At 70.5% G+C, this 24,219-nt stretch carries 26 protein-coding genes and 1 pseudogene; 3 read left to right on the top strand and 24 right to left on the bottom strand.

Features of this window, described 5'->3' with window-relative positions:
• The first annotated feature begins 94 nt into the window (after positions 1–94).
• Complete coding sequence (locus ACIQM3_RS06790) at positions 95–250, top strand: hypothetical protein (RefSeq protein WP_401619632.1); 156 nt, start codon at positions 95–97, stop codon at positions 248–250.
• 77 nt (positions 251–327) lie between these two features.
• Here the strand turns inward: ACIQM3_RS06790 and ACIQM3_RS06785 are convergent, their stop codons facing one another.
• The 5 genes from ACIQM3_RS06785 to rpsB all read right to left on the bottom strand — a co-directional run bounded on the left by ACIQM3_RS06785 (position 328) and on the right by rpsB (position 4,894).
• Positions 328–1,416 (bottom strand): phosphatidate cytidylyltransferase, encoded by a 1,089-nt coding sequence (locus tag ACIQM3_RS06785; protein WP_401619629.1) that lies wholly within the window; start codon positions 1,414–1,416, stop codon positions 328–330.
• Entirely contained in the window at positions 1,416–1,973 is a 558-nt protein-coding gene (frr, locus tag ACIQM3_RS06780) for a ribosome recycling factor (protein WP_031100531.1), read from the bottom strand. Before frr ends, ACIQM3_RS06785 begins: the two co-directional genes overlap by 1 nt.
• A 115-nt stretch (positions 1,974–2,088) precedes the next feature.
• Positions 2,089–2,862 carry a UMP kinase gene (gene pyrH / locus ACIQM3_RS06775; protein ID WP_401619626.1) on the bottom strand — a complete coding sequence of 258 codons (774 nt, stop codon included), beginning with the start codon at positions 2,860–2,862 and terminating at the stop codon, positions 2,089–2,091.
• A 158-nt stretch (positions 2,863–3,020) separates the two neighbouring features.
• Entirely contained in the window at positions 3,021–3,857 is an 837-nt protein-coding gene (gene tsf, locus ACIQM3_RS06770) for a translation elongation factor Ts (protein WP_401619623.1), read from the bottom strand.
• Positions 3,858–3,958: 101 nt separating this feature from the next.
• Positions 3,959–4,894 carry a 30S ribosomal protein S2 gene (gene rpsB / locus ACIQM3_RS06765; RefSeq protein ID WP_104789440.1) on the bottom strand — a complete coding sequence of 312 codons (936 nt, stop codon included), beginning with the start codon at positions 4,892–4,894 and terminating at the stop codon, positions 3,959–3,961.
• Positions 4,895–5,171: 277 nt separating this feature from the next.
• Here rpsB and ACIQM3_RS06760 point away from each other — a divergent pair.
• Positions 5,172–5,820 (top strand): annotated as a pseudogene (locus tag ACIQM3_RS06760) (peptidoglycan DD-metalloendopeptidase family protein); the annotation flags it as partial.
• On the opposite strand, the gene ACIQM3_RS06755 reads toward ACIQM3_RS06760, so the two are convergent.
• The 17 genes from ACIQM3_RS06755 to ACIQM3_RS06675 all read right to left on the bottom strand — a co-directional run bounded on the left by ACIQM3_RS06755 (position 5,777) and on the right by ACIQM3_RS06675 (position 18,615).
• Entirely contained in the window at positions 5,777–6,334 is a 558-nt protein-coding gene (locus ACIQM3_RS06755) for a TetR/AcrR family transcriptional regulator (protein WP_099177582.1), read from the bottom strand. The pseudogene ACIQM3_RS06760 and the gene ACIQM3_RS06755 sit on opposite strands and share 44 nt — an antisense overlap.
• A gap of 97 nt (positions 6,335–6,431) precedes the next feature.
• Positions 6,432–7,268 (bottom strand): RNA polymerase sigma factor WhiG, encoded by an 837-nt coding sequence (whiG, locus tag ACIQM3_RS06750; protein ID WP_033304072.1) that lies wholly within the window; start codon positions 7,266–7,268, stop codon positions 6,432–6,434.
• A gap of 261 nt (positions 7,269–7,529) precedes the next feature.
• Positions 7,530–8,702: a DNA-processing protein DprA gene (dprA, locus tag ACIQM3_RS06745; RefSeq protein WP_401619618.1), complete on the bottom strand. Its 1,173-nt coding sequence runs from the start codon at positions 8,700–8,702 to the stop codon at positions 7,530–7,532.
• Positions 8,699–10,321, bottom strand: coding sequence for a YifB family Mg chelatase-like AAA ATPase (locus ACIQM3_RS06740; protein ID WP_401619616.1), 1,623 nt, complete (start codon positions 10,319–10,321; stop codon positions 8,699–8,701). The genes dprA and ACIQM3_RS06740 overlap by 4 nt, the downstream gene beginning before the upstream one ends.
• Complete coding sequence (locus ACIQM3_RS06735) at positions 10,321–10,680, bottom strand: YraN family protein (RefSeq protein WP_362931494.1); 360 nt, start codon at positions 10,678–10,680, stop codon at positions 10,321–10,323. Before ACIQM3_RS06735 ends, ACIQM3_RS06740 begins: the two co-directional genes overlap by 1 nt.
• Positions 10,681–10,812: 132 nt before the next feature.
• Positions 10,813–11,121 (bottom strand): DUF2469 domain-containing protein, encoded by a 309-nt coding sequence (locus ACIQM3_RS06730; RefSeq protein ID WP_003965949.1) that lies wholly within the window; start codon positions 11,119–11,121, stop codon positions 10,813–10,815.
• A gap of 63 nt (positions 11,122–11,184) precedes the next feature.
• Positions 11,185–11,673: an NUDIX hydrolase gene (locus ACIQM3_RS06725; RefSeq protein ID WP_401619613.1), complete on the bottom strand. Its 489-nt coding sequence runs from the start codon at positions 11,671–11,673 to the stop codon at positions 11,185–11,187.
• Complete coding sequence (lepB, locus tag ACIQM3_RS06720; RefSeq protein WP_401619610.1) at positions 11,663–12,436, bottom strand: signal peptidase I; 774 nt, start codon at positions 12,434–12,436, stop codon at positions 11,663–11,665. The genes ACIQM3_RS06725 and lepB (ACIQM3_RS06720) overlap by 11 nt, the downstream gene beginning before the upstream one ends.
• A gap of 49 nt (positions 12,437–12,485) precedes the next feature.
• Positions 12,486–13,367, bottom strand: coding sequence for a signal peptidase I (gene lepB, locus ACIQM3_RS06715; protein WP_401620041.1), 882 nt, complete (start codon positions 13,365–13,367; stop codon positions 12,486–12,488).
• A complete protein-coding gene (lepB, locus tag ACIQM3_RS06710) occupies positions 13,285–14,343 on the bottom strand; it encodes a signal peptidase I (RefSeq protein WP_401620038.1) in 1,059 nt (352 codons plus the stop codon). Before lepB (ACIQM3_RS06710) ends, lepB (ACIQM3_RS06715) begins: the two co-directional genes overlap by 83 nt.
• Positions 14,336–15,109, bottom strand: a complete 774-nt coding sequence (gene lepB / locus ACIQM3_RS06705) for a signal peptidase I (protein ID WP_401619607.1) — start codon at positions 15,107–15,109, stop codon at positions 14,336–14,338. Before lepB (ACIQM3_RS06705) ends, lepB (ACIQM3_RS06710) begins: the two co-directional genes overlap by 8 nt.
• A gap of 45 nt (positions 15,110–15,154) precedes the next feature.
• Positions 15,155–15,505 carry a 50S ribosomal protein L19 gene (rplS, locus tag ACIQM3_RS06700; protein WP_033304056.1) on the bottom strand — a complete coding sequence of 117 codons (351 nt, stop codon included), beginning with the start codon at positions 15,503–15,505 and terminating at the stop codon, positions 15,155–15,157.
• Between the two features lie 124 nt (positions 15,506–15,629).
• Complete coding sequence (gene trmD, locus ACIQM3_RS06695; RefSeq protein WP_401620035.1) at positions 15,630–16,451, bottom strand: tRNA (guanosine(37)-N1)-methyltransferase TrmD; 822 nt, start codon at positions 16,449–16,451, stop codon at positions 15,630–15,632.
• Positions 16,451–17,050, bottom strand: coding sequence for a ribosome maturation factor RimM (gene rimM, locus ACIQM3_RS06690; RefSeq protein ID WP_401619604.1), 600 nt, complete (start codon positions 17,048–17,050; stop codon positions 16,451–16,453). The genes trmD and rimM overlap by 1 nt, the downstream gene beginning before the upstream one ends.
• Before the next feature lie 133 nt (positions 17,051–17,183).
• Entirely contained in the window at positions 17,184–17,423 is a 240-nt protein-coding gene (locus ACIQM3_RS06685) for an RNA-binding protein (protein WP_014153811.1), read from the bottom strand.
• A gap of 2 nt (positions 17,424–17,425) precedes the next feature.
• Positions 17,426–17,866, bottom strand: a complete 441-nt coding sequence (gene rpsP / locus ACIQM3_RS06680) for a 30S ribosomal protein S16 (protein WP_104789428.1) — start codon at positions 17,864–17,866, stop codon at positions 17,426–17,428.
• 155 nt (positions 17,867–18,021) lie between these two features.
• A complete protein-coding gene (locus ACIQM3_RS06675; protein ID WP_003965961.1) occupies positions 18,022–18,615 on the bottom strand; it encodes a hypothetical protein in 594 nt (197 codons plus the stop codon).
• A 521-nt stretch (positions 18,616–19,136) separates the two neighbouring features.
• On the opposite strand from ACIQM3_RS06675, the gene ACIQM3_RS06670 reads away from it, so the two are divergent.
• Positions 19,137–20,006, top strand: coding sequence for a methyltransferase domain-containing protein (locus ACIQM3_RS06670; RefSeq protein ID WP_401619599.1), 870 nt, complete (start codon positions 19,137–19,139; stop codon positions 20,004–20,006).
• A 69-nt stretch (positions 20,007–20,075) separates the two neighbouring features.
• Here ACIQM3_RS06670 and ffh read toward each other — a convergent pair whose 3' ends face one another.
• Together ffh and ACIQM3_RS06660 are read right to left on the bottom strand one after the other, a co-directional pair.
• Positions 20,076–21,623, bottom strand: coding sequence for a signal recognition particle protein (gene ffh, locus ACIQM3_RS06665; RefSeq protein ID WP_393763906.1), 1,548 nt, complete (start codon positions 21,621–21,623; stop codon positions 20,076–20,078).
• A gap of 121 nt (positions 21,624–21,744) precedes the next feature.
• Complete coding sequence (locus ACIQM3_RS06660) at positions 21,745–24,195, bottom strand: [protein-PII] uridylyltransferase (protein WP_401619595.1); 2,451 nt, start codon at positions 24,193–24,195, stop codon at positions 21,745–21,747.
• Positions 24,196–24,219 lie beyond the last annotated feature (24 nt).

Here is a 24,219-nt window from a genome sequence, read left to right as displayed (position 1 = left end):
CGACGGCATACTCTCTGTCGGCCTTCGGGTACCCCACCGTGACCGACCCACCCCGCACACAGGTGTCCTTGCCGCAGGGGGGCATACGAAGCCCATGACTCCTGAGGTGTTGGTCGCGGCCGAACTTGCCGGTCGCTGGGAGGGCCCTCCGTGGTTCAAGTGGGCGTTCCTGGCGGTGTGGGCCCTGTTCGGACTGTTCCTGTTCCTACGGTTCCGCAAGAACGGCTGGAAGCTTCCCCGACGTCGTTGAGCAGACACGGACGGGGCCCGCTGTCCGTGTGGACAGCGGGCCCCGTCGAAGAGCGACGCAGGAAGTCGTTGCTCCGCTCAGCCGGATCCGACGAACAGCACCAGCAGCAGCCATACGACCGGGGCGCTCGGCAGCAGCGAGTCGAGCCGGTCCATGATGCCGCCGTGGCCGGGCAGCAGCGTGCCCATGTCCTTGATCCCGAGGTCCCGCTTGATCATGGACTCGCCCAGGTCCCCCAGCGTGGCGCTGGCGGCGACGGCGAGGCCCATCAGCAGGCCCTGCCACCAGCTCCCGCCGTCGATCAGGAACTCCATGCACAGGGCGCCGGCCACCATCGCGAAGCCGACCGCGCCGAGCAGGCCCTCGCGGGTTTTCCCGGGGCTGATGCGGGGTGCCAGCTTGTGCGTGCCGAAGCGCCAGCCGACGGCGTACGCCCCGGTGTCGCTGACCACGGTCAGCAGGAGGAAGGTCAGCACACGCCAGGCACCGTCGTCCGCGGTGAGCATCATCGCGACGAACGTCGCCAGGAACGGCACGTAGAACACGGCGAAGACGCCTGCCGTGACGTCCTTGAGATACCCCTCGGGGGGCTCCGTCATCCGCCACACGAGCACCGCGAGGGCGGTGAGCGCCATGGCGACCCACGCGCCCTCCGCCTCCCGCACATAGCCGGCGACCACCATCGCGGCGCCGCCGACGGCGAGCGGCACGAGCGGGGCGTTGATGCCCTTGCGCTCCTTGAGGCGGGATGTGAGCTCCCAGAGACCGACCACCACCGCCAGCACGACCACGCCGACGAAGACCGCCTTGACGATGAACAGCGAGCCGACCACGAGGGCACCGAGACCGACACCGACCCCTATGGCGGCACGCAGATCACGCCCCGCACGCTTCTTGGGCGGCGGCGGGGACGGCAGCGGGGTGGACATGGGCTCCTGCGGCTTCTCGTCACGGAACAGGGGGCCGCCGACGCGCGCGGCGTCCCCGTTCCGGTCGTCGCGGTCGTCAGCGTCTCTACCTGCGTCGGGAACGTCCGGCACGATGGGCATGGGCCGAGTCTGCTGGGCGCCGTGCACATCGTATGCAGGACCCGCCGGAGCGCCCCGCATCTCGGGCGCGCTCCAGTAGCCGGCTCCCTGCGGGGCGCCCCAGGAAGAGTCGTTCATCAGACTTCGAGCAGCTCGGCTTCCTTGTGCTTGAGCAGCTCGTCCACCTGCGCGACGTACTTCGCGGTGGTGTCGTCGAGCTCCTTCTCCGCACGGCGGACCTCGTCCTCGCCGGACTCCTTGTCCTTGACGAGCTTGTCGAGCGACTCCTTGGCCTTGCGGCGGATGGAGCGAATCGAGATCTTGGAGTCCTCGGCCTTGGTCTTGGCGACCTTGATGTACTCCTTGCGGCGGTCCTGCGTGAGCTCGGGGAACGTCACGCGGATGATGTTGCCGTCGTTGCTCGGGTTGACGCCGAGGTCGGAGTCGCGGATCGCCTGCTCGATGTTGCGCAGCGCGGTCTTGTCGAACGGGGTCACCACGGCCATCCGCGGTTCGGGAACCGAGAACGAGGCGAGCTGGTTGATCGGGGTCAGCGCGCCGTAGTAGTCGGCGACGATCTTGTTGAACATCGCCGGGTGCGCACGGCCGGTCCGGATCGCGGCGAAGTCCTCTTTCGCGACCACGACGGCCTTCTCCATCTTCTCCTCGGCCTCGAGGAGGATTTCTTCGATCACCACGTGCTCCTGCGTGTCTTGAGCGGACCCGGCATCGTCGGGTCCTGCGGATCCTGCGTCGCGTCCTCACCTGCACGGTGTCCGACCGGCAGGCCGTTGTCCATCTTCTGGGCCGTCAGGCCCGGGTGCTCCGGTCGCTCACCAGCGTGCCGATCTTCTCACCCTTCACCGCGCGGGCGATATTGCCCGCCGTTGTCAGCTCGAAGACGAGGATCGGGAGCTGGTTGTCACGGCAGAGAGTGATGGCGGTGGCGTCGGCGACCTTGAGGTCCCGGGCGATCACCTCGCCGTACTCCAGGGCGTCGAACTTCACCGCGTCGGGGTTGGCCTTCGGGTCGGAGTCGTAGACCCCGTCCACACCGTTCTTCCCCATCAGCAGCGCCTCGGCGTCGATCTCCAGGGCGCGCTGTGCGGCGGTCGTGTCGGTGGAGAAGTACGGCATGCCCATGCCTGCGCCGAAGATCACGACGCGTCCCTTCTCCAGGTGCCGCACGGCACGGAGCGGGATGTACGGCTCCGCGACCTGGCCCATGGTGATGGCGGTCTGGACGCGCGAGTCGATGCCTTCCTTCTCCAGGAAGTCCTGCAGCGCCAGGCAGTTCATGACCGTGCCGAGCATGCCCATGTAGTCGGACCGCGCCCGGTCCATGCCGCGCTGCTGGAGCTCGGCGCCACGGAAGAAGTTGCCGCCGCCGATGACGATCGCGATCTCCGCGCCGTCGCGTACGACCGCGGCGATCTCGCGGGCGATGGCGTGCACGACGTCGGGGTCGACTCCGAGTCCTCCGCCACCGGCGAAGGCCTCACCGGACAGCTTCAGCATGAAGCGGCCGGAAATCGCGTCGTCGCGCTTGTGGTCACCCTGTGTGGCGTCCGCGCCCTTGTTCATGGAGATTCTCCTCGTGCACATACGAAGAAGGCCATTGCCGGTGGGTCTGTTGTCCCTCAGCGGCAATGGCCTCCTCGTCAGATCTGCGGTCGTCCGGCTGAGTGCGGCCGTCGACTGCACCAGACCCTATCGGGGTCCACCGTTGTTCGCGGACGGACTCAGATGCCGACCTTGATGCGCGTGAAGCGCTTCAGGGTGACACCGGCCTCGTCCAGGACCTTCTGGACGGACTTCTTGTTGTCCAGCGCGTACGGCTGGCCGAGGAGGGTGGCCTCCTTGAAGAAGCCGTTGACGCGACCCTCGACGATCTTCGGGAGGGCGGCCTCGGGCTTGCCCTCGGCGCGCGTGGTCTCCTCGGCGACGCGGCGCTCGGCCTCGACGACCTCGGCCGGGACGTCCTCGCGGGAGAGGTACTTCGGGGCGAAGGCGGCGATGTGCTGGGCGATGCCCTTGGCCAGCTCGGCGTCGGCCTTGTCCAGCTCGACCAGGACACCGATCTGCGGCGGCAGGTCGGGCATGGTGCGGTGCATGTAGACGGAGACGTAGTCGCCGGTGAACTGCGCGAAGCGGTCCAGGACGATCTTCTCGCCGAGGTTGGCGTTGGCCTCGTCCACGTACGCCTGGACGGTCTTGCCGGCCTCGATCTCGGAGGCGAGGAGCGCCTCGATGTCGGCCGGGGAGGTCGCGGCGACGTGGGCGGCGAGCGTGTTGGCGACGGCCTGGAACTTGTCGCCCTTGGCGACGAAGTCCGTCTCGCACTTCAGCTCGAGCAGGACGCCGGACGTCTTGTCCTCGGAGACGAGGGAGACGACGGCACCGTTCTCGGCAGAACGGCCTTCGCGCTTGGCGACGCCCTTCTGGCCCTTGATGCGGAGCGCCTCGACGGCACCGTCGACGTTGCCGTCGGCCTCGTCGAGCGCCTTCTTGCAGTCCATCATGCCGGCGCCGGTGAGCTCGCGGAGCTTCTTGACGTCAGCGGCGGTGTAGTTCGCCATGAGTCTGTTTCTCTCTCGAAGTCTGAAAGATCTACGGGTGAACGGCGGGGGCGGTGCCGATGCACCGGCCCCCGCCGTCATTCAGCCGTGACTGACGGGTGTCAGGCCTGCTCGTCCGTGGCCGGGGCCTCGGCGGCCGGGGCCTCCGCGGCGGGAGCCTCGGCCTGCTCGGCAGCCTGCTCGTCGGCGGCGGCAGCCGGCTCGGCGTCGGCGGCCTTCTCGGTCTCGGCGGAGGACTGCACCTCGGCGTCGTCCTTCTTCTCGCCCGCGAGCAGGTCACGCTCCCACTCGGCGAGGGGCTCGCCGGCGGCCTTCTCGCCCGGCTTCGAGTCGCCGGTGGCGGCACCGGAACGGGCGATGAGGCCCTCGGCGACGGCGTCGGCGATCACGCGGGTGAGCAGGGTGACGGAGCGGATCGCGTCGTCGTTGCCCGGAATCTTGTAGTCGACCTCGTCGGGGTCGCAGTTGGTGTCGAGGATCGCGACGACCGGGATGTGGAGCTTGCGCGCCTCACCGACGGCGATGTGCTCCTTCTTGGTGTCGACGATCCAGACGGCGCTCGGCACCTTCTGCATCTCGCGGATACCACCGAGGGTCTTCTCCAGCTTGGCCTTCTCGCGGGAGAGGACCAGGAGCTCCTTCTTGGTGAGGCCGGAGGCGGCCACGTCCTCGAAGTCGATGAGCTCGAGCTCCTTCAGACGCTGAAGGCGCTTGTAGACGGTGGAGAAGTTGGTGAGCATGCCACCGAGCCAACGCTGGTTGACGTACGGCATGCCGACGCGCGTCGCCTGCTCGGCGATGGCCTCCTGGGCCTGCTTCTTCGTACCCACGAACATGATGGAGCCGCCGTGGGCGACGGTCTCCTTGACGAACTCGTAGGCGCGGTCGATGTACGACAGCGACTGGAGCAGGTCGATGATGTAGATGCCGTTGCGCTCGGTGAAGATGAAGCGCTTCATCTTCGGGTTCCAGCGACGGGTCTGGTGACCGAAGTGGACGCCGCTTTCCAGCAGCTCCCGCATCGTGACGACGGCCATGGCCGTACTCCTTGAGGTACTCGGTTTTCGCGACCGCAGGATTGCTGTCGCGCCTGACGCCCCGACGCGCCGTGCCACGAGGGACCGAGGAGCGCGGCCACCGTCCGCAGAGAGGGAGGTGGCGGGGCGTGCGAAGTCGACCCGGTGACCCGGATCGCCAGAAGAAGTGTACGGGACCCGCCGGGTCCAGGGTGACGGCGATGTCCACAACCCCTCGGCCGTCCACAGATCCGGGCCATGATCCCCGTGGAACGGGCCTGCGGGAGATCGTTGCGTCATGTGCCGCTCACCTGGAAAACCCACCGGCCGGCCGCGTGCCGCACCGGTGGCCGTCCTTCTCGCCTTACTGCCCGCAGCGCTGCTCGCCGTCCTGCTGGGGCCGTTCTCCGGGAGAGTCTGGGCGGCGCCGCCGGGCGGTGACCGTGTCTGGCCGCTCGCGGGCCGGCCCCTGGTCGTACGGGGCTGGGAGCCGCCCGCCGGTCCGTACGCGCCGGGCCACCGCGGGGTCGACCTCGCCGCCCCGCCGGGCACCCCGGTTCTGGCGGCGGCCCCGGGCCGGGTCGCCTTCGCGGGGCCGGTCGCGGGGCGCGGGGTGGTCTCCGTCGACGTCACCGGGAGCGGGGAGCCGCCGCTGCGCTTCACGTACGAACCAATGCGGGCGCGGGTCTCCGAGGGCGACGAGGTGGTCGCGGGCCAGGTGGTGGGGGTGGTCGGGCCGGAGCCGTCCCACTGCGCCTCCGGCTGTCTGCACTGGGGGCTGCGGCGCGGAGACGTCTATCTGGATCCGTTGTCGCTGCTTCCTCCGTCACTGCTGCGGCGGGGGCCCTCCAGGCTGCTGCCGGTCTTCGGCGTACCGCTCCCGGGGGCGGACCGGAGGCTCGCTCAGCCCCGGACGCCGCGCAGGACCATGGCCACGGCCGTGTCCGCCACGATGCCCGGCTCCTCGGCCGCGCCCAGCTCGATCCTGCGCACCGCGGCGTCCACGGAGCCCTGCAGGAGCATGGCCGCGAGCCTCGGTTCGGTATGGCCCAGGTCGGCGAGCGCCTCGACGATCATGGCGATCAGACCGCCGTGCGCGGCACGGATCTTCTCCCGGGCGCCGGCGTCCAGCTCGCTCGCGGAGATCGCCACGACCGCGCGGTGCCGCCGGTCCCCGACGAGGTCGAGCTGCCGGCGCACATAGGCCTCGATCTTGGCCTCGGGCGTACCGGCCCGCTCCATCGCGTTCTCGACCTCGGCGGCCCAGACCGGGAAGTCGACGGCGCAGAGCTCCTCGACCACGGCCGCGCGGGAGCGGAAATACTCGTAGACGGAGGACCTGGCGAGGCCGGTGCGCTCGGCGAGGGCGGGGAAGGTCAGCGCCTCCGTGCCGCCCTCGGACAGCAAAGAGCGTGCGGCGTCCAGGAGGGCGCCGCGCTGCATGGTCCGGTGCTCGGCCACGGAGGCCGCTCGAATCCTGGGCACGCCTCCACTCTACGGCGAGGCCGGTTCGAAGGGGGGTGCGCGTCGGCGGGCGGTTGGCCGAAGCCGCTCCCGCTCAGCGTCCGGCGTCGGCCAGCTTCGCCCGGAGCTGCAGCACCGACTTGGTGTGGATCTGGCTGACCCTGCTCTCGGTGACCCCGAGGACGTTGCCGATCTCGGCGAGGGTGAGGCCTTCGTAGTAGTAGAGCGTGACCACGGTCTTCTCCCTCTCGGGGAGTGTGTTGATGGCGCGGGCGAGCAGCCGTCTGAGCTCGCGGTCCTCGGCGACCTCGACCGGATTGTCGGCCGCGGTGTCCTCCAGGGTGTCCATCAGGCTCAACCGGTCGCCGCCCTCGCCGCCGACATGCAGCAGCTCCTCCAGCGCCACCACGTTGGCGAGCGACAACTGGCTGAAAACCGCGTGCAGTTCCTCCAGGGCGACGCCCATCTCCGCGGCGACCTCGGCCTCCGAAGGCGTACGCCGGAGCTGCGCCTCCAGCGTGGCGTAGGCGCGCTCGACGTTGCGCGCCTTCTGCCGCACGGACCGCGGAATCCAGTCCAGCGCCCGGAGTTCGTCGATCATCGCGCCGCGGATCCTGGTGATCGCGTAGGTCTCGAACTTGATGGCCCGCTCAATGTCGAACTTCTCGATGGCGTCGATCAGACCGAAGACACCGGACGAGACGAAGTCCGCCTGCTCCACGTTGGACGGCAGCCCCACGCTGACCCGGCCGGCGACGTACTTCACCAGCGGTGAGTAGTGCAGGATCAGCTGCTCCCGCAGCCTCTCGTCACCGGTGGTCTTGTACGAACGCCACAACTCGTCGAGCGAGGAGGGGGCGGGAGGACGCACAGTGCCACGCGCAGCCGGTGGTACTGCCGCGCGGTCAGACCCGGAGGTGTGCTGGGGCATGTGGTGCCTTGAGCCGTTCTGCTGTGAAGTGCTGGGACGTGTCTCTGGGGCGGAATCCTTGTGAGCGTAGCGTGACTGAGGTGTTGCGGTGCGCGCAGGACAAGGGAACCGTGCAGTGCGATTGCGTACCAAATCCCTTGCCTTCCTCCCTCCACCTGACGGGGGTGACGGCAAGGGCCGTCACCGCTCACACCGCCCCCGGAGGCCTGACCGGGTGCCGCCGAGGTCATCTCCATCACCTTTTCACCCGAATGCTCCGGGTCAAGTACCGCCTCGCCGCGCGTCCCCATTGCGTGTCCGTCCCCGCGTCAACCGCCATCCGTCGCCCTCGCGTTCGACGAACCCCAGTGAGTGGAGTTCGTACAACCGCCCGAGGGCTTCATCCATGGACGCTCCGGCGCTCCTGGCGACGTCGCGCCCCTCCATCACGCCCGTCCCCGGCAGCGCGTCCAGCACCCGCGCGGAGGCGGCGTCGAGGAGGTCCCTGGGCAGGACGGGGCCGCTTCTGGCCGGGGCCAGCTCGCCGATGCCCCCCACCAGTTCGGAGATCTCGGCGGCGTCGGTGACCAGCACGCCCTCACCTCGCAGGAGTTCGTGCACCCCGGCCGAGAGGCCGCTCGTGGCGGGGCCCGGGACCCCCATCGTGAAACGGCCCAGCCTTTGCGCGTTCCTCGCGGTGACCAGCGAGCCGCTGCGGTATTCGGCCTCCACCACCACGGTGCCTCTCGTGAGCGCCGCGATCACCCTGTTCCGCAGGATGAACCTGCTGCGCGTCGGATGGTCCGAGGGCGGCAGCTCGCCCATGACCATGCCCTGTTCCGCGATGCGTCCGATCAGCTCGGCGTGTCCCCGGGGATAGGCCACGTCCACCCCGCAGGCCAGCACCGCCATGGTCGCTCCGCCCGCGGCCAGCGCCCCGCGATGGGCGGCGCCGTCCACCCCGAACGCCGCACCGGAGACCACGACCCAGCCCCGCTCCGCCAGCCCCGCGGCGAGAGTCGCCGCCATGTGCGCCCCGTAGGGCGTGCAGGCCCGGGCGCCGACCAGAGCGACGGAGCGGAGCGCCCAGAGGCGCAGGTCGGACCGGCCGCGCACCCAGAGGCCGATCGGCCGTGCGTCCCCCAGGTCGTCGAGCTGGCTCGGCCACTCCCGGTCACCGGGGCAGACGAACCGCCCGCCGATCGCGGCGATCTCCGCCAGGTCCCTGCCGGGGGCGGCGCTCGACGCACGCATGCGGTACCCGGCGAGCCGGGCCGCCGTCATTCCCTCCATCGCCTGCGCGGGTCCGTCCGCGCCCGTGAGACGCCGTATCAGCTCGACGGGCCCGATCTCCCGGATCCAGCGGCCGGCGCGCTCGTCCCCGGGCTCGAACACCCGGGTCAGGGCGGCACGTGCGAACCGCTCGAGCTGGCCATGGGCCGGCGGGGCGTTCACCGGGCGCCCGCCTGCATCGGGACCCCCCGCTGGATGCCCGTCCGCAACTCCAGCGCCACCGCGATGTCCGAGGCGTCCGGGCGGTCGGCGGCCCTCAGGTCCGCCACGGTCCACGCCACGCGCAGGACCCGGTCGAGGCCGCGGGCCGTGAGGATGCCACGCTCCATGTCCCGCTCGGCCGCCATCAAGGCGCCGGGGGCCGCGACCAGCCTGGTCCGCAGCTCGTGCCCGGGCACCTCGCTGTTGGTGGTCCAGGGGGTGCCCGCGAGCCGCCCGGCGGCGCGCTCCCTGGCTGCCCGCACCCGGGAGGCCACCTCGGCGGAGGACTCCCCGCGTCCGCCGCTCCCCATCAGGTCCGCCCTTCCGACGGGCTCGACCTCGACGCGCAGATCCACCCGGTCGAGCAACGGGCCCGACAGCCGCGCCTGATACCGGCGGACCGCGGAGGGCGGGCATTCGCAACCCGCCCCGGCCAGGGTGTGCCTGCCGCACGGGCAGGGGTTCGCGGCCAGGATCATCAGGAAGCGCGCGGGCAGCCGGACGACCCCGGCCGCGCGTGCGACCACCACATGTCCGGATTCCAGGGGCTGGCGCAGCGCGTCGAGGGCCCGGCCTGAGAACTCCGGGGCCTCGTCCAGGAAGAGGACGCCCCGGTGCGCCAGGGACACCGCTCCCGGCCGCGGCAGGCCGTTCCCCCCGCCCACGAGTGACTGCATCGTCGCCGAGTGGTGCGGGGCGCAGTACGGCGCTCTGCTGATCAGGGGTTCGCCCGGAGGGAGGATGCCCGCGACCGAGTGCACCGCCGTCACCTCGAGGGATTCCTGCCGGGAGAGCGGCGGCAGGAGCGCCGTGAGCCGCTCGGCCAGCATGGTCTTCCCCGCCCCCGGCGGCCCGGAGAGCAGCAGGTGGTGTCCCCCTGCCGCCGCCACCTCCAGGGCCTTGCGCGCCCGCCCCTGGCCCGCGACGTCGGCCAGATCGGGCCGGTGCGCCGTGCCGTCGGCCGACAGCGGAGCCAGCCCCGTGCCGAGGCCCGCTCCGGGCACCATCAGCCCGGCGAGCATCGTGTCGGGGCGGCCCCGGTCGGCGGCCGGCTCCTCGGGTACGGGTTCGTCGCCGAGTACGGCGATCAGCTGACGCAGGCTCCGTACGCCGAGGACGGAGAGTCCCGGCACGAGCGCGGCCTCCCCCGCGGTCTGCTCCGGGACGACGACGTGCCGGTACCCCGCTTCGGCCGCCGCGAGGACCGCGGGCAGCACCCCGCGCACCGGGCGCACCCTGCCGTCGAGGCCCAGCTCCCCGATCATCACCACATCGGCGATGGCCGCGGGGTCGATCCGCTCCGCCGCGCCGAGCACCGCACACGCCACGGCGAGATCGAAACCCGAACCGCCCTTGGGTACGGAGGCGGGGGACAGCCCCACCGTGAGCTTCTTCTGCGGCCACTCCGCCCCGGAGTTGACGACCGCGGCCCTGACCCGGTCCCTGCTCTCCACCAGGCTCTTGTCCGGCAGACCGACGAGCGTGAACGCCGCCACGCCCGGTTCCAGATCGGCCTGGACCTCCACCACCACGCCCTCGACGCCGACCAGCGCCACCGAACACGCCCGCGCGAATCCCATCAGGCCACGCCCCGCACGTGCTCGGCGACCGGGGCGCCACGCCTGGGCAGGATCACGCCGATCAGATCGATCCGGACCCCGCCGGGCGGCGGCCCGCCGTGCCGGTCGAGCCAGATCTCGGCGAGCCTGCGCAGCCGCTCCGCCTTGGCCGGTGTGACGGCCTCCATGGGATGCTCGAAGGAGCCCGCCCTGCGGGCCTTCACCTCGCAGACGACCACCGCGTCGCCGTCCCTTGCGACGATGTCGATCTCTCCTGCGCGACACCGCCAGTTGCGCTCCAGCACAGTCATGCCGGCGTCGGCCAGCAGCCGTGCCGCCAGATCCTCGCCGTACCGCCCGAGTGCCCCCCGTGCGTTCATCTCGGCACCACCTCCGGCACCGACTGTGACGCGCCCCGCCCGATCTATTGGATCTTGGTGGACAACCAGGCCGATGTGGATATCCCGGCCACTCGGACGAGTGAACCGGGATATCGGGGGAGGAGGCCGGGGTCAGCCGCCCGGAAGTTCGAGATCACTCTTGTTGAGCTCCTCGATGTTCACGTCCTTGAACGTCAACACCCGGACCTGCTTGACGAACCGGGCGGGCCTGTACATGTCCCAGACCCACGCATCCGCCATGGAAACCTCGAAAAAGACCTCACCCTGGACCGAGTGCACCTGCATCTCGTAATCGTTGGTGAGGTAGAAGCGCCGTTCGGTCTCGATCACATATTTGAACAGACCGACGACATCGCGGTACTCCCGGTAGAGCTTCAGCTCCATCTCGGTCTCGTACTTCTCGAGGTCCTCGGCACTCATGGCATGTTCCCCTTCAGCCGTGCGTCCCCCTATTGTGCGTCAGCCCCACGCACCCCTGACCGATTAGACGATTTCGGGGGCGAGAACCAGCGGAACACTCGGGGGACCCTCGTCGAGCAGCGTGCGCAGCAGCCCGGCGAGCCTGGTCGGATACACCGTCTCACGCGTGGCGAGAAGTTCGGCGGAAGTCCACCACCTCAGACCGGCGACACTGCGCAGCTCCAGCTCGGTGAGCCCCTTCTGGTCGGTCGCGGTCTGCGACGTACGGGCCAGGAAGTACCACTCGTCCTGGTCCCAGCGCCGCCCGTCGAACGGGAAGGAGCAGGTCCTCGTCCACAGCAGCGGACCTAGGGAGACATCCGTGATCCCGGTTTCCTCGGCGAGCTCACGCAGAGCGGCCTCCTCGCGGGTCTCGTCGCCCTCCAGGCCGCCGCCCGGGGTGAACCACCAGCTCTCGGCCGGGTTCGTGGGCTCGAAGCCGTGCAGCAGCAGGATCCGGTCGTCCGGGTCCAGGAGCACCACGCGAGCGACCTTGCGTGCCTCAGCGAGCACCGGCGGACACCTTCGGCCTCTTGCTCCGCCGTGCGGAGCGCGCCGCCAGCGGGCCGTAGGCCGCCCCGCCCAGGATGAGCACCACACCCGCCACGAGGGCGCCCACCTGCAGCGGCAGCGGTCCCTCGGACGACACGCCGCCGGGCAGGGACGCGAAGGCGTCGGGCCGGCCGATCATGCCGTTCATGGGCCAGGCGATGGCGTCCACCCGCGCCTGGACCGCGCCACGCGGCACCGAGCCCTGGCCCGGGTCCTCCAGGTGGACGCGGGAGTCCATGGAGGTGCTGCGTTCGTCCCCGAGGAGGAAGAGCTGCCCCTCGGGCACATCGGCCGTGAAGTTCTGGGGCGAGGCCGGGGCGTTCCCGTCCGTCGGCAGGAGGGACGAGGCGCCCTCCCCACGCAGATACGGTTCTTCGATGGGCTTGCCGTTGACGGTCAGCCGGCCTTCCTTGTCGCAGCAGGCGACCTTGTCGCCTCCCACGCCCACGACCCGCTTCACCATGGGCACGTCGCCCCACGTCGAGTCGGTGAAGACGACCACGTCTCCGCGCCGCACGTCGCCGCCGTCCGTCCGCTCCGCGAGAACCCGGTCGCCGGCGTTCACCGTCGGCGTCATCGAGTCGGTCGGCACGGTGTACGGCTTGTACACCACCGCTCCCCAGGCGAACCCGCCGAGGAAGAGCACACAGCCGACGGCCACGGCCAGGTTCGACAACACGTTGCCGAGCCGGCCGCGGCCGTCGTCACGTTCTGATCCACTCATCCCAGCGCTCCCCCATCGGAGATCGACAATCGCTGATCCGAGCGGCACCCTACCCGGCGGTATGCCCGCGGGTCAGCCTGCGGCGACGCCAGAACACGAGGGGCAGCGCTCCGGCTACACCGAGTGCTCCGGGAACGGCCGCCGAGGCAGCAGCGTTCAGCCCGGGCTGGTCGAACGTCTTCGGCACCGGAAGCGTCGCCCAGCGGTTGATGGGCCAGGCCACGACCACGGCCCGTCCGACCACCTCGTCCGTGGACACCGTGCCCTGACCGGGAAGCTCCTGGTGGTAACGGGAGTCCAGCGAATTCTGCCGGTGGTCGCCCATCACCCAGATCCGGCCCTCGGGCACATGGATCGGCCCGAACGGCTCGTCGTCGCAGGCACTGTTGCCCTCGAAGATGAACGACTTGTCGTCCAGCGCCTTGCCGTTGACCGTCACCGGTCCGTTCTTCTTGCACTGGACGGTGTCACCGCCGACGGCGATGACCCTCTTGATCAGGTCCTTCTCCTCGGCGGACGGCATCAGCCCGATGAAGCTCAGGAACTTCTGCACCGCGTTGGGCTCTGGCGTCGCGGTGTCCTCCAGCCAACCGCCCGGGTCGTGGAAGACCACGACCTCCCCGCGCTCAGGCTCCGAACCGAACCACGGAGTCAGCTTGTCGACCAGCACCCGGTCACCCCGCTGCAGGGTGTTCTGCATGGAGTCCGAGGGGATCGAGAACGCCTGTACCAGGAACGTCTTGATCAGCAGCGCGAGAATGAGCGCGATGCCGATGAGGAGCGGCAGCTCCTTCCAGAACGAGCGCGGCTTCTTCACCGCCGAACTGCCACCGCCCGGGGACTCGCCGTCACTCTCCGCCTCCACCGGGACCCCGTCGTTCGAAGGCCGGTCCTCGGGTTCGTCGTGTCCGGATCGTGCGCCGACCGCCAAATCCCCCACATCCACTCCTCACTCCGTGCCACCGCCCGCGCCCGATTCGGCGCAGGCCCACCACTCCCATAACGAGCGGGAGTTCCGCAGGGGTCGGGAGCAGGACCATTCCGTTGCGATCCTGGGAGGACACACTATTCGACGGGGCCTGCGCAGCGGTCGCTCCGACGCCCCCCTCGGGAACGGAGGCATACGTTCCGGGCTCTTCCAGCCTGCGCCAATGCCCGAACGGCCAGGCGATCACCACGGCCCGCCCCACGACCTCTTCCTCCGAAACCGTGCCCTTCCCCGGCTTGTCGAGATGGAATCGCGAGTCTGCGGAATTCGACCGGTGGTCGCCCATCACGAAGATGCGGCCCTCGGGAACCTTTACCTCGAATTTGAGAGTGGAGGGGACATCGCCGGGATTCAGGTAGGGCTCGTCGAGCGCCACGCCGTTGACCGTGATCCTGCCGTCGGCGCCGCAGCACTTCACGGTGTCGCCCCCGACGGCCACCACGCGCTTGATCAGGTCCTGCTCGTCCTCGGAGGGCAGCAGTCCGATGAAGGTCAGCAGTTCCTTGACCTGTTTGACCCCGGCGGGCGGATCCTCGGTGGCCGCGGTCTCCTGCTGCAGCCAGCCACCCGGGTCCTTGAAGACGACCACGTCGCCGCGCTGCGGTTCGGAGCCGAACCAGGGCGTCAGCTTGTCCACCAGCACCCGGTCGCCGATCCGGATGGTCTGCTCCATCGACCCGGAGGGGATCACGAAGGCCTGGACGAGGAAGGTCTTGAGTACGAGCGCGATCAGCAGCGCGACCAGGACGAGGAGGGGTATCTCCTTGATCGCGGACCGGCGCCGGCGGCGTTTCACCTTGCGGGCCAGCTTGCGGCGCTCCGCCCGCGTGGGCAGTGAACGGCCCGTGGCCGGCCTCGACCCGGTGGGCAGCGGCTGGCCGGTGTCCGGCGCACCCGGCTTACGCCCCCGGTTACCCATGGTCCGCGTCCGCCGGCCGTATACCGGTGAAGGCATCGGTACCCTCCAGGGAGCCGAGCCTGCCGAGCGGCCAGCCGAGCCAGTCGACCCGCCCGATCACCCGCTCCACGGGCACCATGCCGCCCCCCGGCTGCCCCAGGTGGTCCCTGGAGTCCCGCGAGTTGCTGCGGTGGTCGCCCATCATCCACAGTCTGCCGTCGGGCACCACGATGTCGAAGGAGACGTCGGACGGATGATCACCCGGGTGCAGATACTCCTCGTCCACCGGAGCGCCGTTCACCTCGAGCCTCCCCCGCTTGTCGCAGCAGACCACTCGGTCGCCCCCCACGCCCACCACCCGCTTCACGAAGTCGGACCCGGCGGGTTCGACCAGCCCCAGGGACGCGGCCGCCCCGTGCAGCAGCGCGCCGACGGCGTTCCCCCCGGACGCCGTCTCCTGCACGAAGGATCCGGTGCCGTCGAAGACCACCACGTCGCCGCGCCGCGGCGCCGAGCCGAAACGGTACGCCAGTTTGTTGACGAGGACCCGGTCCCCGACGCGCAGCGTGGGCTGCATCGAGCCGCTGGGGATGAGGAAGGGCTGCAGCACGAAGGCGCTGAAGAGCAGCAGGGCGACCGTGCAGAGCATGCCCAGGAAGACGGTTCGCCCCCAGGTGATCGACCCGGCCGGCCGGTCCCGGACATGCGTGGAGCGCGACCCCTCCTCCGCCCCTTCTGCGGGGCCGGAGGAGCGATCGCGCTCCATGTGCTGTGCTTCCGTGTCCATCGGGGCCGAATCTTATCCGGCCGCGCTGTGGACGCCGGAGGTGAATCAGCGGTCGCGCTTCTCCTTGATCTTCGCGGCCTTGCCGCGGAGCTCACGGAGGAAGTACAGCTTGGCGCGACGGACGTCACCGCGGGTGACGAGCTCGATCTTCTCGAAGATCGGGCTGTGCACCGGGAAGGTGCGCTCGACGCCGACGCTGAAGGAGACCTTGCGGACCGTGAAGGTCTCGCTGATGCCCGAGCCCTGGCGACGGATGACAATGCCCTTGAACTGCTGGATACGGGAGCGGTTGCCCTCGATCACGCGCACGTGGACGTTGACCGTGTCACCCGGGCGGAACGCCGGGAGGTCGGTACGGAGCGAGGCGGCGTTGACGCCATCGAGCAGGGAAGTCATGTTGTCTGCTTTCTTCGCCGATGCCACAGGTCATCGACGGGAGAGAGTGAAGTTCGGATGCTGATCACATCGGGCGGGCGTCTTTCCCCCTGTGGCAGGGGCGCACGCCGGACGTACAGCGGGCCTATTCTTCCACGGCCTCGGGCCTGCGCCAAAATCGTCCGTCGGGCCCCGGGGACCAGCCGAGGATGGAGAGCATCTCGCGGTCCTTCTTGTCGAAGCCCGAGGCCTCGCAACGCTCGATGAGGTCGGGCCTGTGGAGAGCGGTACGGCGGAAGGCCTCGTCCCGTCGCCAGCGTGCGATCCGGCCGTGGTGGCCGCTCAGCAGCACCTCGGGAATGCCGCGTCCGCGCCACTCGGGGGGCTTCGTGTAGACCGGCCCCTCGAGCAGGTCGGCCATGGCCCCGGGCGCGAAGGAGTCGTCGCGGTGCGACTCGGCGTTGCCGAGCACCCCGGGCAGCAGCCGGGCCACGGCCTCGGTGATCACTAGGACGGCGGCTTCCCCACCCGCTAGGACGTAGTCCCCGATGGATACCTCGATGACCGGCATCCGGGTCGCGTACTCGTCCATCACCCTGCGGTCGATGCCCTCGTAGCGGGCGGGGGTGAAGATCAGCCACGGCCGTTCCGAGAGCTCGACGGCCAGTTCCTGCGTGAAGGGCCTGCCGCTCGGCGTGGGCACCACGAGCACCGGGGTGTGCGCCCCGGCCTCGTATCCGCCGGCCAGCGCGTCGTCCAGGGCGTCGCCCCAGGGCTCGGTCTTCATGACCATGCCGGGGCCACCGCCGTACGGGGTGTCGTCCACCGTGTTGTGCCGGTCGTACGTCCAGTCGCGCAGGTCGTGGACGTGTACGTCGAGACGCCCCCGGGAGCGCGCCTTGCCGACGAGCGAGACGTTCAGGGGTTCCAGGTACTCGGGGAAGATCGTGACGACGTCCAGCCGCATCACGCGTCGCCCTTCTTCCCGTCGCGCGCGGCGTCATCCTCGGCCGCGCCGTCCTCGTCCGCGTCACGCGTGGAGGCGATCACCGCCTCGCTCTCGTCGATCAGGCCCGGCGGCGGGGTGATGACGGCCCGCTGCTCCTCCAGGTCGATATCGGTGACGATCTCCTCGACGAACGGGATCATCACCTCGCTGCCGTCCGGCCGTTCCACGATGAACAGGTCCTGCGACGGCAGGTGCGTGATCTCGGTGATCCGGCCGATCTCCGTGCCGTCGGCGAGGACGACGTCGAGGTCCATCAGCTGGTGGTCGTAGAACTCCTCGGGGTCCTCCGGCAGTTCCGCCGGGTCGACCTCGGCGATCAGCAGGATGTTGCGCAGCGCCTCGGCGGCCGTACGGTCGCGCACGCCCTCGAACCGCAGCAGCAGCCTGCCGCTGTGCACCCGGCCGGTCTCGATCGTCAGCGGCCCGGCATGGGCGGGCTCCGTGGCCAGGACGGCACCGGGCCCGAGCCGGAGCTCGGGCTCGTCGGTGCGCACCTCGACGGTGACCTCGCCCTTGATGCCATGGGCGCGACCGATCCGCGCAACTACCAACTGCACGCTACTTCTCCCGGTGATCTTTTACTTGAGGAGGCGGTCATGTACGGATACTCGAGGAGGCGGTCGTGTACGGACGACAAAGGCCGGGGACGGCTCGAAAGCCCTCCCCGGCCCCGGCCGGTGTTCAACTCTTTCAGCGAACCTGGTCCACATCGACGAGGTCGACACGGATTCCACGGCCACCGATGGCACCCACGACGGTACGCAGGGCGCGCGCGGTGCGGCCGTTGCGGCCGATCACCTTGCCGAGGTCGTCGGGGTGAACCCGGACCTCGAGAACGCGTCCACGGCGCAGGTCACGCGAGGCGACCTGCACATCGTCGGGGTTGTCGACGATGCCCTTCACGAGGTGCTCAAGAGCCTCCTCGAGCATGCTCAGGCCTCGGTCGACTCGGTGGACGCGGCAGCGTCAGCCGCCTCGTCCGCCTTCTTGTCCGACTTCTTGGCCTTCTGGGTGATGGCCTCACCCTTGGCCTCGTCGCCGTCCGTGGCCAGGGCCTCGAACAGGGCGCGCTTGTCAGCCTTGGGCTCCGGCTGCAGCAGCGGTGCGGGGGCCGGGAGACCCTTGTGGGCCTGCCAGTCACCGGTGAGCTTCAGGATCGCGAGAACCGGCTCGGTCGGCTGGGCGCCGACGGACAGCCAGTACTGAGCGCGCTCCGCGTTGACCTCGATGCGGGAGGGGTTCTGTACCGGGTGGTACAGGCCGATCTCCTCGATGGCCCGGCCGTCACGGCGGGTACGGGAGTCGGCGACGATGATGCGGTAGTGAGGCGAACGGATCTTGCCCAGACGCTTCAGCTTGATCTTGACTGCCACGGAAGTGGTGTCTCCTGGTCTCTGACGTGGTTGGGCACAAAAGATGCCACGTGGGGTTGCGGTACTCGGGTGCCCGATGGACGCGTCAGCCGGAGGAGAGAGGGGTCCTGTGCGACTGTCGAGTACAGCTGACCATTGTGCCACACCACATCGGGTCACCCCACCGCGACCGCCGCTTCCGGGATACGGAAGGGCTTGCCGCAGCCACCGCAGACGATCGGAGCCTGCGCGAGGACGGAGGGGACGACGCGGACGTTGCGCCCGCAGTCACAGACGGCCTTGACCCGCACCCCTCCCCCGGACGAGCCGTGCCGTGCCGCGGGACCGCGGAACGAGCGCTTGGTGTCCGCCGCGGTGGCCACGGTGTGCGCCTTGAGCGCCCGCTGCAGCCGTTCGGTGGTCGGGCGGTATCTGCGTTTGGCCTCGGGATTGAGCGTCACCAGCGAGAATCCGCTGCTGGGGTGGGGTTCCTCGGCATGATCGAGGCCCAGCTCCTCGGCGATCGCGAGGAAGCGTCGGTTGTGGTAGCGGCCGGCCCGGGAAGTGTCCCGGACACCTCTCGCGGCGGCGATGCCGTGGACTGCCTCATGGAGCAGCCGTTCGAAGGAGAGCTCGGCGCCACAGGCGGACGAGGACTCTCCGATCAGGGACTCTGGCGCGGCAAGATCGGGCAGCTCGGGGTGGTACCGCTGAATGTCGGCCCACGCCTGTGCCAGCTCTGCGGCAAGTACAGGTGGTGTCGTGCTCACGTCGTGACAACGAGCCTGAGTGCTCCGGTGTTCCTATTCCGGGGCATCTCAAATAATTTGCACGTACCAGTCAGTTGCCCTTGATGCGTCCGGACGAGGGCGGGTGCGCAGATCAGCGGAGAAGCCTCACAGCTCGCACCAAGCTGGTACGTAGCAACGCGTACGCACCGGCGTGGACGGGCGCCCCGCGAGTGACAGTACCCGGCACGGAGCGACGGCCGCACACCGGTCGTGACCGGCGGCCGGGGCGCTCGACGTGCTGCGCCCCGCGTGTCGGGTAAGACTGTGAGGAAGCGAGCAGCAGGCGTGCTGTTCCCGGCGCCCGCATCCGCAAAGGTGCGCCCGGGGGCGCACGGCCGGAGCACGCAAGCAATGCCATCCCACTCCGTCCCACCTCTGGACGGGACCGCCGATGCGGAGTTCTCTGACATACGGGGGCTGTGGGCGCACACACACAGCACATAGACATGGGGGACCTCACTCGGGCACGACCGACCTCACGGCGGATTGGGGCGCATTCCATGACACCTACGCTCGTCCGGCACCACAGGTACGCGGATTCGTCCGCCCCGGTGGACGCCGGTACCCGCGCCCGTGACTGGGCCGAGATCCAGGAGCGCATGCTGGCACCGCTCTACGAGGCGGTGTACGAGCGCCTCGAAGTCGGAGGCGGTACGCGGATGCTCTCCCTCGGCTGCGGTTCCGGGCTCGCGCTGCTGATCGCGGCCTCACGCGGGGCGCGCGTCACCGGCGTCGACACCGACCGCGAAAGGCTCGCCCTGGCCCGCGAGCGCCTGGCCTCCGGCGGCCCGGGGCAGGACGCGGGCCCCGGCCGTACGGAGCCGCGGGCGAGGCTCGTCGACAGCGTTCCGGCGGCCGCTCCCGGCGGCGGGGCGCCCTACAACCTGTTGACCGCATTCCAGCCGATCGGCTGCGCGGCCGGGGACTCCGAGGGGCTCGCACCCGCTCTCGCCTCCGCTGTGCCGCTGGCCGTGCGGGGAGCCACGGTGGTGCTGGCCGGCTGGGGACCGCCTGAGCGGTGCGCCACCGCTCCGGTGCTGAGGGTGGCGGCCCGGCTCACGGAGTCGGCGCGCGCCCCGCGCTCCGGGAGCGGCTGGCGGCCCGCTCTGCGGGACGACCTGGAAGAGGTGGCGGCGCGGGCCGGGCTGAAGCCGGACGGCTCGGGCCGGGTGTCCTGCCCGTTCGGCTACGCGGACGTGGACAGCGCGGTGCGCGGTCTGCTGTCGACCGGGCTGTTCGACGCGGCGATACGGGCGACGGACCGTACCCAGGTGGAGAAGGAGGTCGCCGAAGCCCTGCATCCGCATCTGCGGCCCGACGGCACGGTGTGGATGCCGAACGTCTTCCGCTACCTGGTGTGCGTGACGTAACGGTCGACACGGGACAGCGAAGGGGCGCCCCGCCGGGCGGGGCGCCCCTTCGTCGGTGTTCCTGGCCGGTCAGCCCATGAACTTCTTGAACTCGTCCGGGAGCTCGAAGTTCTTGTCCTCCTGGGCGGGCAGCCCCAGCGCGCCACCCTGCGCCGCCTGCTCGCGGCGGGCCGCCGCGGCCTGCTCCTCGGCCTTGCGCTTCATCGGGTTGCCGCTCTTGCGCTTGCCCTTGGCCTGCTTGACCTGCTTCTTCTGACGGCCGGGGCCGCCGCCCATGCCGGGCATCCCCGGCATCCCGGGCATGCCGCCGCCCTGGGCCATCTTCGACATCATCTTGCGGGCCTCGAAGAACCGCTCGATGAGCCCCTTGACCGCGGAGACCTCGGCACCGGACCCCTTGGCGATACGGGCCCGGCGCGAGCCGTTGATGATCGTCGGCTCGGCGCGTTCCTTCGGGGTCATCGACTTGATGATCGCGGCCATGCGGTCGACGTCGCGCTCATCGATGTTGTTGATCTGCTCCTTGATCTGCCCCATGCCGGGCAGCATCCCGAGCAGCTTGGAGATGGAGCCCATCTTCCTGACCTGCTCCATCTGCGCCAGGAAGTCGTCGAGCGTGAAGTCCTTGCCCTTGCTCGACGCCAGCTTGGAGGCCATTTTGGCGGCCTCTTCCTGGCTGAAGGTCTTCTCCGCCTGCTCGATCAGCGTGAGCAGGTCACCCATGTCGAGGATGCGGGACGCCATGCGGTCGGGGTGGAAGGCGTCGAAGTCCTCGAGCTTCTCACCGTTCGACGCGAACATGATCTGCTTGCCCGTGACGTGGGCGATCGACAGGGCGGCACCACCGCGGGCGTCACCGTCGAGCTTGGAGAGCACCACGCCGTCGAAACCGACGCCGTCGCGGAAGGCCTCCGCGGTGTTGACCGCGTCCTGACCGATCATCGCGTCGACGACGAAGAGGATCTCGTCGGGGCTGACGGCGTCGCGGATGTCCGCGGCCTGCCGCATCAGCTCCTCGTCGATGCCGAGGCGGCCGGCGGTGTCGACGATCACGATGTCGTGGACCTTGGCCTTGGCGAACTCGATGGAGTCCTTGGCGACCTTGACCGGGTCGCCCACGCCGTTGCCCGGCTCCGGCGCGTACACCGCGACGCCCGCGCGGTCGGCGACGACGCTCAGCTGGTTGACGGCGTTGGGGCGCTGGAGGTCACAGGCGACGAGCAGCGGGGAGTGACCCTGGCTCTTGAGCCAGAGACCGAGCTTTCCGGCGAGGGTGGTCTTGCCGGCACCCTGGAGACCCGCGAGCATGATCACGGTGGGCGGGTTCTTGGCGAACCTGAGCCGCCGGGTCTCGCCGCCGAGGATGCCGACGAGCTCCTCGTTGACGATCTTGACGACCTGCTGGGCGGGGTTCAGCGCCTGGGAGACCTCGGCGCCCCGCGCCCGCTCCTTGATGTTGGCGATGAACGCGCGGACGACGGGGAGGGCGACATCGGCCTCGAGCAGGGCGATACGGATCTCGCGAGCCGTGGCGTCGATGTCCGCCTCGGACAAGCGGCCCTTGCCCCTGAGGTTTTTGAAAGTCGCGCTAAGGCGGTCGGAGAGAGTATCGAACACGGCGCTCGTCGGTCCTCAGGGTCGGGGGCGTGGCAGGTCAGTCGCTCTCCAGGGTATCCGGACCCCGGAGAACGCGAAGCCCTCGCCCGTTTCTCGTGACGAACGGGCCTGGGGCAGGGGCTCAGCCCAGCTCCTTCTCGACCTCCCTGGCCACCTCCGCGGCCCGTTCCGGAGCCAGTGGCTCACCGTCGCCGTCCGTGACGTAGAAGGCGTCCACGGCGTTCGCTCCGAGCGTGGAGACATGGGCGCTGCGCACGCGCACCGCGCTCTGCTCCAGCGCCCGGCCGATCCGGTGCAGCAGCCCCGGGGCGTCCTGGGCGCGGACCTCGATCACGGTGGCCAGGCGCGAGCCCGCCGCCGCGACGGTCACCCTGGGGGGCGGGGCCTTCACCCCGCGCCGCCGTGGATAGGCCGCCTCACGTTCGGCGAGCCTGGCCCGGATGTCCAGGGAGCCGTCCAGGGCGCGTACGAGATCGGCCCGCAGCCGGGTGGCCTGCGGGAGCGAGCCGTACTCCGCCGCGACCCGCCAGCTGAGCACCAGCAGGCCGGCCGACTCGCCCATCTCGGTGGGCAGCTCGACGGCGCGCAGGTCGGCGGCGCGCACGGTGAGGCGGTGGAGGGCGAGCACTCCGGCCGCGGCGGGCAGGACGCCGGGGCGGTCGGGCAGGGCGATGAGGAGTTCGACACCGACGGGTTCGGGGCCGCCGTCCTCGGCGGGCGGTTCGGGCCGGGTGTGCAGGGACAGGACGGGCTCGCGGGTGCGCAGGGCCTCGACGGCCAGGCGTTCCTGCTCGGCGCTGGGCGCGAGGGGTTCCGGCGCGGGGGGTTCCTCACCGGCCAGGAGCGCGGCGACGCGTCGGACCAGGTCGGCGACGAGGGAGGCCCGCCAGGAGCTCCAGGCGGCGGGACCGGTCGCCAGGGCGTCGGCCTCGGTGAGCGCGTGCAGGAGTTCCAGGGTGGAGGCGCTGCCCACGGCTGTGGCGACGGAGCGGACGGTCGCGGGGTCGTCGAGGTCGCGGCGGGTGGCGGTCTCCACGAGCAGGAGATGGTGGCGTACGAGCGTGGCGACGACGCCCACGTCCTGCTGGTCGAAGCCGATGCGGGCGGCCATGTCGCGGGCGATGACCTCGCCCGCGACGGAGTGGTCCCCGGGCCAGCCCTTGCCGATGTCGTGGAGCAGGGCGGCGATCAGGAGGAGGTCGGGGCGGCCGACGCGGCGGGTGAGGTGGGAGGCGCGCACGGCAGTCTCGACGAGGTGCCGGTCGACGGTCCAGGTGTGGACGGGGTTGCGCTGCGGACGGCAGTGGACCCGCTCCCAGTCGGGCAGCAGGCGGGTGATGATGCCTTCCGCCTCGAGGGCCTCCCACACGCCCACGGTGGACTCGCCGGCGCCGAGCAGGGTGACGAGCTCCTCGCGCGCCTGGGCGGGCCACGGCACGGGCAGTGGCTGCGCCGCGGTGCCCAGGTGGCGTACGAGGTGACGGGAGAGCGGCAGCCCGGCCTCCGCCGCCGCGGCGGCGGCCCTGAGGGTGAGCACGGGGTCGCGTTCGGGGCGGGCGGTGCGCGCGAGGACCACCTCGCCGTCGGCCTCGACGACACCCTCGGCGAGCGGGGTGCGTTCCGGTGCGGCCTTGGTCCCGCCGAGGATCGTCCGCAGCCGTGGCCGGACGGAGCGGGCCCGCAGGACGCGGTTGACCTCGCGCCAGGTGACGTCGGTGGCGTACGAGACGGTCCTGGCGGCCTCGTACACCTGGCGCAGCAGGGCGTCGGCGTCGAGGAGGCCGAGGGACCCGGCGACCTGGTCCTGTTCCTGCAGGGCGAGGCGGTCGGTGGCGCGGCCGGTGGTGAGGTGGAGCGCGTCGCGCGCGTCGAGGAGAGTGCGCCGGGCCTCGGCGAGCCCTTCGCGGGGCGCGTCCGCGACCCAGGAGGCGGCCACGGCACGCAGGGCGGTGGCGTCACGGAGGCCGCCGCGGGCCTCCTTGAGGTCGGGTTCCAGGAGGAACTGGAGCTCGCCCATGCGGTCGGCCCGCTCCCGGCAGAGTTCGTCGAGGGCGGGGAGGCGTTTGGGGGCCTGGTTGCGCCAGTCGGCGAGGATCGCGGTCCGCAGTCCGGCGACGAGGCCGAGGTCTCCGGCGACGGGGCGCGCGTCGAGCAGTCCGAGCTGGACCTTGAGGTCCTCCCCCGCGGTCCTGCGTGCTTCGCCGGGGGTGCGTACGGAGTGGTCGAGGGCGAGGCCGAGATCCCAGACGGGGTACCAGATCCCGTCTGCGAGCGCGGCGACGGCTCCGGCGTCGGCGGTGCCGTCGTGCAGGAGCAGGAGGTCGAGGTCGCTGCGCGGGGAGAGCTCGCCGCGCCCGTATCCGCCGACGGCGACGAGGGCGGCCCCCCGGACACCGGCCCGCTCGGCTGCGGCGCTGAACAGCCCGGTGAGCCATTCGTCGGTGAGCCGGGCCAGAGCGGCACGGCGCGGCGGCCCGGACCGCGTCTTCTCCTGGAGAAGACGCAGCCGGGCCGCCGCGTAGCCGCTGGGTCCCGAGTCCTCGGATTCGGTGGTCACTTCGGTGCTCGTCACCCAGCTGCCTTTCCGTTCAAGGGA

It is taken from the genome of Streptomyces sp. NPDC091271 (assembly GCF_044757505.1).
Taxonomy (GTDB): Bacteria; Actinomycetota; Actinomycetes; order Streptomycetales; family Streptomycetaceae; genus Streptomyces.
Note: the sequence above shows the minus strand (reverse complement) of the source record. Positions and strands in the feature narration are given on the sequence as shown.

Excerpts from the sequence above, each read along its gene's own strand:
- ACIQM3_RS06785 (WP_401619629.1), bottom strand. The coding sequence starts at position 1,416 with ATGAACGACTCTTCCTGGGGCGCCCCGCAGGGAGCCGGCTACTGGAGC.
- ACIQM3_RS06735 (WP_362931494.1), bottom strand. The coding sequence starts at position 10,680 with ATGAACGCACGGGGGGCACTCGGGCGGTACGGCGAGGATCTGGCGGCA.
- whiG (WP_033304072.1), bottom strand. The coding sequence starts at position 7,268 with ATGCCCCAGCACACCTCCGGGTCTGACCGCGCGGCAGTACCACCGGCT.
- lepB (WP_401619610.1), bottom strand. The coding sequence starts at position 12,436 with ATGAGTGGATCAGAACGTGACGACGGCCGCGGCCGGCTCGGCAACGTG.
- rpsB (WP_104789440.1), bottom strand. The coding sequence starts at position 4,894 with ATGGCCGTCGTCACGATGCGGGAGCTGCTGGAAAGCGGCGTCCACTTC.
- ACIQM3_RS06790 (WP_401619632.1), top strand. The coding sequence starts at position 95 with ATGACTCCTGAGGTGTTGGTCGCGGCCGAACTTGCCGGTCGCTGGGAG.
- tsf (WP_401619623.1), bottom strand. The coding sequence starts at position 3,857 with ATGGCGAACTACACCGCCGCTGACGTCAAGAAGCTCCGCGAGCTCACC.
- pyrH (WP_401619626.1), bottom strand. The coding sequence starts at position 2,862 with ATGAACAAGGGCGCGGACGCCACACAGGGTGACCACAAGCGCGACGAC.
- ACIQM3_RS06685 (WP_014153811.1), bottom strand. The coding sequence starts at position 17,423 with ATGCTCGAGGAGGCTCTTGAGCACCTCGTGAAGGGCATCGTCGACAAC.
- lepB (WP_401620038.1), bottom strand. The coding sequence starts at position 14,343 with ATGGGTAACCGGGGGCGTAAGCCGGGTGCGCCGGACACCGGCCAGCCG.
- rplS (WP_033304056.1), bottom strand. The coding sequence starts at position 15,505 with ATGACTTCCCTGCTCGATGGCGTCAACGCCGCCTCGCTCCGTACCGAC.
- ACIQM3_RS06740 (WP_401619616.1), bottom strand. The coding sequence starts at position 10,321 with ATGGGATTCGCGCGGGCGTGTTCGGTGGCGCTGGTCGGCGTCGAGGGC.
- trmD (WP_401620035.1), bottom strand. The coding sequence starts at position 16,451 with ATGCGGCTGGACGTCGTCACGATCTTCCCCGAGTACCTGGAACCCCTG.
- lepB (WP_401619607.1), bottom strand. The coding sequence starts at position 15,109 with ATGGACACGGAAGCACAGCACATGGAGCGCGATCGCTCCTCCGGCCCC.
- ACIQM3_RS06670 (WP_401619599.1), top strand. The coding sequence starts at position 19,137 with ATGACACCTACGCTCGTCCGGCACCACAGGTACGCGGATTCGTCCGCC.
- ACIQM3_RS06730 (WP_003965949.1), bottom strand. The coding sequence starts at position 11,121 with ATGAGTGCCGAGGACCTCGAGAAGTACGAGACCGAGATGGAGCTGAAG.